The organism is Mesorhizobium sp. M1A.F.Ca.IN.020.06.1.1, assembly GCF_004023265.1.
Classification (GTDB): Bacteria; Pseudomonadota; Alphaproteobacteria; order Rhizobiales; family Rhizobiaceae; genus Mesorhizobium.
Map to the genome: position 1 here is coordinate 1 of NZ_RZSR01000344.1, position 5525 is coordinate 5525.

General features: G+C 64.7%; 6 protein-coding genes. 3 read left to right on the plus strand and 3 right to left on the minus strand.

What is annotated here, in order from left to right:
- The 3 genes from EOA60_RS16475 to EOA60_RS16485 form a co-directional block, all read left to right on the plus strand.
- A partial coding sequence (locus EOA60_RS16475; protein ID WP_164899348.1) for an amidohydrolase family protein occupies positions 1–401 on the plus strand: 401 nt, incomplete at its 5' end.
- 11 nt (positions 402–412) lie between these two features.
- A complete protein-coding gene (locus EOA60_RS16480; protein WP_066994002.1) occupies positions 413–766 on the plus strand; it encodes a Rieske (2Fe-2S) protein in 354 nt (117 codons plus the stop codon).
- A gap of 300 nt (positions 767–1066) precedes the next feature.
- The gene (locus EOA60_RS16485) at positions 1067–1966 is read left to right on the plus strand and encodes a dihydrodipicolinate synthase family protein (RefSeq protein ID WP_095826077.1); all 900 of its coding nucleotides are present in this window, start codon (positions 1067–1069) and stop codon (positions 1964–1966) included.
- A gap of 50 nt (positions 1967–2016) precedes the next feature.
- On the opposite strand, the gene EOA60_RS16490 is transcribed toward EOA60_RS16485, so the two are convergent.
- The 3 genes from EOA60_RS16490 to EOA60_RS16500 all read right to left on the minus strand — a co-directional run.
- Positions 2017–2679, minus strand: coding sequence for a TetR/AcrR family transcriptional regulator (locus EOA60_RS16490; RefSeq protein ID WP_095826039.1), 663 nt, complete (start codon positions 2677–2679; stop codon positions 2017–2019).
- Positions 2680–2731: 52 nt separating this feature from the next.
- Positions 2732–3256 (minus strand): hypothetical protein, encoded by a 525-nt coding sequence (locus EOA60_RS16495; protein ID WP_095826040.1) that lies wholly within the window; start codon positions 3254–3256, stop codon positions 2732–2734.
- Positions 3249–5525 (minus strand): glycine cleavage T C-terminal barrel domain-containing protein (locus EOA60_RS16500; RefSeq protein WP_128311612.1); only part of this gene is annotated, 2277 nt, incomplete at its 5' end. The genes EOA60_RS16500 and EOA60_RS16495, both read right to left, overlap by 8 nt.

Here is a 5525-nt window from a genome sequence, read left to right on the forward strand (position 1 = left end):
CGCATGGTGTGTTCGAAAAATGGCCGGATCTTTACTTTGTCGTCATCGAGTGCGGCATCGCCTGGGTGCCGTCGGTGCTCTGGCGACTTGACGCCGACTACAAAGCCCTGCGCAAGGAGACGCCATGGCTGAAGATGCTGCCGTCGGAATATTGTCGACGCAACATACGCTTCTCCACGCAGCCGTTGGAGCAACCGTCGAACGTCAAACACCTCTGGGCGCTCCTGGAAGCGATGGACGGGGAGAACACGCTGCTGTTTGCGTCCGACTACCCGCATTGGGATTACGATGACGTTAACACGCTGCACATCCCGCCGGAATGGCGCGGCAAGGTGCTCGGCCAGAATGCGCTCGATGTCTACAAGCGGATCCCCCGCCCGCAAGCCGCCGCGGCAGCGTGACGAGGACCCAAATGGCCGAGAAGACGTATATTTGTCGCGCCGACGAGATCCAGGTCGGGACGCCATTCATCGCCAAGGTGCGCAGCCTGTCGATCGGCGTGTTCCGGATCGGCGATAGTTTCCATGCGCTGCTGAATGTTTGTCCTCACCGAGGCGCTCCGCTTTGCGAAGGGCCGCAATGCGGAACGACCGCTCCCGTCGAGGGACCCGAATTCATCTACCACCGCGAGAACGAAATCGTTCGCTGCGCCTGGCATGGGTGGGAGTTCGACATCCAGACGGGTGCGGCCCTGGTCAACCCGTCCGTTCGCGCGCGGACGTTCCCAGTCACCGTCGAGGCCGGGAGCATTTACGTGACGGCCTGATCGGAGCGGCGCGCGCCTTGGCGACCGGTTGGGCGCCGTTACCCGAAGCAGCCGTCTTATGCGCCCGGCTTTTGGCATGCTGCTGCTGGCGCCGATCGCATCGGCATCCGCTGCAATAGGCCGCTGACGGATCGGCGCCGGTTTCTTCGCGACAAACCGCTGGGCTATGGCGAAGACGCATTTGCGGCTTGGCAGGTCAACATGTGGCGTTAGAAATGGGAAGCTGGTGCCGACCGGCGATACGGCATGCGTCCCTTCTATGACGCCTCCGCCGGCCACACCCCAACCAAGGAGCATTCCATGACCTGGAGCGGCGTGTTTCCAGCAGTGACGACCAAGATGCAGGCTTCCGGCGTAGTCGACCTGAAAGCCACGCAAGCCAGCATCGAGCGGCTTGTTCAGAACGGCGTGTCAGGCGTGATCGTCCTGCCCATGCTTGGCGAGAATGCCACGCTGACACAGGCCGAGCGCGATGCCGTGGTTTCAGCGGCCAGGGAAGTCGTGGCGGGACGGGTGCCGCTGCTCTCCGGTCTTGCGGAATTATCCACCGACGACGCGGCCGCGGCGGCTCGCAACTACCAGAAGCTTGGAGCCGAGGGGCTGATGACCTTCCCCAGTCTCGCCTATCGCACCGACCGCCATGAGACGGTGGCATGGTACAAGACCGTGGCCGAGGCCAGCGACCTGCCGGTGATGATCTACAACAATCCGCTCGCCTACAAGGTCGACGTCGACGTCGAGACGCTGAAGGCGCTGGTCGATGTTCCTGGCATCGTCGCCATCAAGGAAGAGACCGGCGATATCCGCAGGGTAACCGACCTGTTCAACGCCTTCGGCGACCGTTTCGACATCTTTTGCGGCGTCGACGATCTTATCCTTGAAAGCCTGACGCTCGGTGTCGCCGGCTGGGTTTCGGGCATGACCAATGCATGGCCGGCCGAGTGCGTATCGCTGTTCAACGCCGCCCGCGGCGGCGATTATGCGGTAGCGCTTCCGCTCTATCGGCTGATGACGCCGGCATTTCATCTCGATACGGACGTCAAGCTGGTGCAGTACATCAAATTCGCCGAGCATCTGGTGTACGGCGCTCCGGAACACGTTCGAAAGCCGCGCCTGCCGATCGGCGGCGAGGAACGGTCGAAGGTGGAAGCGGTGATCAGGAAGACGATTTCCGATCTCACAGCGCTGAAACGTGTTTGAGAAACGTTTGCAGGTGACGGCGCTGCGGACCGCCGAGCAGTCGGCCATGGTCAACTGCCGGTTCGCACCCGCACCTTTTCGGCGAAGGCCTCCACCTCGCCCTGGCGAGGTTGCTTGCCGGTGTGCGTGAGCAGGTAGGCCGGCGTCAGAGACAGACGGTTGCTCACCGGCTCGACGATCTCGAGCGAGTAATAGCCGATCTGCGTGAAGTACAGCACGCGCGCCCGCACGAAGGCTTCGGTGTCTGCGTAACCGTGCCGCAAAAACATCGCCCGGATGGCATCGACCCGCGCATCGTCTTCCTCGTTCACGATACGATGGACCTTGGCGGACTGGCGCGACCAGGCACGCACGGCGAAGTCCAAGCGCGGATTGAACAGCCTCTCATCCAGCCAGCACTCGAAGACATTGAGCACGGCCTCAGTTATCGACGCGGCGGGCCGGCCGGCCTGCTCGAGGATGAAACGGGTGTTGTTGTTGCGCCAATAGTCGAGAAGCTGATCGAGCAGGTCCTGACGGCTCTTGAAGTACCAGTAGAAACTGGAACGGGAGACGTTCAGCTTCTGCCCGAGCGCGAGGACGCGCACCGCCTCCACGCCTTCGGAGATCAACGTCTCCAGCGCGAGCTTCATCCAGTCCTCGCGCGTCACCTTGGTGTTGCCGATCAGACCGGACCGTCGCACGACTGCATCTGCACTGGAATCGGAAGGCATGTCGGGCCGGCCAGGTTTGAATGCCGGCTAGATAGACCTGAAACCGCCCCCGCTACAATACTTGCACCTGTTCGAGCCACTCCCAAAGATACGGGGCAATGCTCCGGTCGACGTGCACACGCGCCCGATCGGGGTTGCCGAACCGGTAGAAGAGAACGCCGGAGCCGGCAAAAAGGATCGAAGCCGAGAGACTTGCCTGCCTCGGATCGAGCGCCGTGCCCCTGGCGACCAGACCGGCCAATCCCGGCCCTTCGATCTCGAATACATGCAGCCCGGCATCCATGACCGTGACCGCGAAACCGGCCGCGTGCCAGCCGGCCGCGACGGGTAATGGCCGTCCGCTCACGGCGAGAATACGATCGCGCGCGATGCGCACCATGTATTTGTCGCCGTTGGCAACCGCGCCGGCTCCGACTCCTTCCCCCGCGAGACCCGAAGCCTGCGCCCAAGCCGTCAGGTCGCCGCTGACCAGAAGCTGCTTCAGCCCGTCCAATGTGCGCACGCTAATCCCGTCCGTGTTCAGGACCGCGGTGGTCCAGTCGGGCGCTGGGGGCCATTTTTCGGCAAGGTTACGCATGCAGGCGGCTCCCTTCCGGATCGAAGGCGCAGGGCGCGACGATGGTGGCCTGGCGCAGGACGCCGAGGTGCTGAACGTCGATCGTTTGGCCATGCCGTGCGGCACCCCGTTCGATGAGCGCCAGGGCGACGGGGCGGCCCAGGGTCGGGCTTTGATAGCTGGAGGTGACGAAGCCGATGCTCCGGAGCCGGTCGCCGCTTTTCTCCACACCATGCGCGCCGGTCGCCAGCGGCGCCTCGCCTTCGCCGACAGCCAGGCCGACAAGCTGATTGCGATCGGTTCGGCTCGCCGCTTCGGTGAAAAGCGAGCGCCGGCCGACGAACTCACCTGTACGCTTGGTCCGCGGTCCCGCGACGCCGAGGTCGTGCGGCATGACGTTGCCGTCGGTGTCCTTGCCGATGACGATGAAGCCCTTCTCGGCGCGCAGGATCATCAGGGATTCAAGCCCGAGCAGCACGGCGTCGAACGCGCGGCCTTCCTGCTGCATTCTTGCCCAGAGCGCCTCGGCCCGGTCGGCGCGGATGGAGATCTCGTAGCTTCGGTCGCCGGTGAAGGAGACCCGGGCAATGCGCACCTCGTCGCCGGCAAAGCGGCCGGCGGTAACCGCCATGTGCGGCAGGCTGGCATCGTCCAGCGCAGCACCCAGATCGAGCCCCTCTATCAGCCCGCGCGCTTTCGGACCCGAAATGGTCAAGGTGGCGTATTGCGCGGTGGCGTTGTGGATATAGACCGCATCGCGGCCGAAACGATCCTGCCGCCACTCTTCGAGACGCGCGTGGACAGCGGCGACATGCGACGACGAGCAGGAGACGATGAAGCGGTGCTCGTCGAGACGAACCAGAACGCCGTCATCGAAGACGACGCCATTTTCCGACAGCATGAAACCGTAGCGGCAATGGCCGGGTTTGAGGGTCGACATGGTGTTGTAATAGATGAAGTCGACGAATTCGGCGGCGCGCGGACCGATCACCTCGATCTTGCCGAGCGCCGAGCCGTCGAAGAGCGCAAGGGACTGCCGGGCGCGCCGCGCTTCCTCATGGATCGTGGCTGCAGCTTCGCCGCTTCCGTAATAGGCCGGCCTCAGCCAGCCGCCATATTCCTGGAACACTCCGCCTGCTGCGCGATGGTTTGCCTCCAGCGGCAGGCGACGGACCGGGGCGTGCATGCTGCCGCGACGCGCTCCCGCCAGGCTGGCGAACGGCACAGGCGTGAAAGGCGGCCGGTAGGTGGTGGTGCCGACATCCGAGATGGCGCGGCCGGTAACCGCGGCCAGCAGCGCCAGACCGTTCAGGTTCGACGTCTTGCCCTGGTCGGTCGCCATGCCAAGGGTCGTATAGCGCTTCAGGTGCTCGACGGAGACAAAATTCTCCCGCGCCGCCAGTTCGACGTCCTTGGCGGTGACGTCGCTCTGGTAGTCGATCCAGACGCGGCCCTTGGCTTTGGGCTTCGGCCACAGGCTGACGACGCCAAGCGTTCTTTCCTCGCCAGTGCTGCGAGGTGCCGGCGACGCTGAGCCGACCCCGCCGAGAGCCGCCAGGCCGCTGGCCAAGGTCTCGGAAAGCGAGACCGTGCCGGCGACGGCGCCGGCTACGCCGATCGCCTCGATCGCTTCTGCGGGAATGAAAGCCGACAGTTGATCGCTCCAGGCGAGCTTGCCTTTTGCCTGCGAGAACAGATGCACGGTGGGTGTCCAGCCGCCCGAGACGAGCAGGCAATCGGCCGCAAGGGCGGTACCGTCGTCGAGCAGAACACTCTGAACGGCGTTGCGGCCGCGCGCCGCTGCAATGGCGCGTCCGGCGAGGGCCCGAATACCGCTCTTCGCCTGTACGCCACCCTCACGCCGGCAATCAACCACCGTCACCGAAGCGCCGGCCGCAGCCAGCGCCGAGGCCGGCTCGTAGGCGCTGTCATTGTTGGTTGCGACCACGATCTGCCGGCCGACAAGGACGCCATGCCTGCGCAGGTAGCTCAACGCCGCGTCAGCGGAGAGTATGCCCGGAAGGTCGTTGTTGGCGAACGGGACCGGCCGCTCGATCGCGCCCGTCGCCAGCACGATGCGGCGCGGGCGCACGCGCCACAGCGTGTCGGGTCGGCCGTCGCGGTGAAGCTGGTTGAGCGCGACCAGATTGTGATCATATAGGCCGAAGGCGGTCGTATCGCTGAGCACGAGATGCCCACTGCTCTTCAGCCGGGCCACCGTGGCATCGACCCATGCCGCACCCTTGGCACCGTCGACTTCGCCTGCACGGTGGCGCAGCGACCCGCCGGG

What these genes read in the sequence shown, in the direction of transcription:
- EOA60_RS16480 (WP_066994002.1), top strand. Translation starts at nt 413, where the DNA reads ATGGCCGAGAAGACGTATATTTGTCGCGCCGACGAGATCCAGGTCGGG.
- EOA60_RS16485 (WP_095826077.1), top strand. Translation starts at nt 1,067, where the DNA reads ATGACCTGGAGCGGCGTGTTTCCAGCAGTGACGACCAAGATGCAGGCT.
- EOA60_RS16490 (WP_095826039.1), bottom strand. Translation starts at nt 2,679, where the DNA reads ATGCCTTCCGATTCCAGTGCAGATGCAGTCGTGCGACGGTCCGGTCTG.
- EOA60_RS16495 (WP_095826040.1), bottom strand. Translation starts at nt 3,256, where the DNA reads ATGCGTAACCTTGCCGAAAAATGGCCCCCAGCGCCCGACTGGACCACC.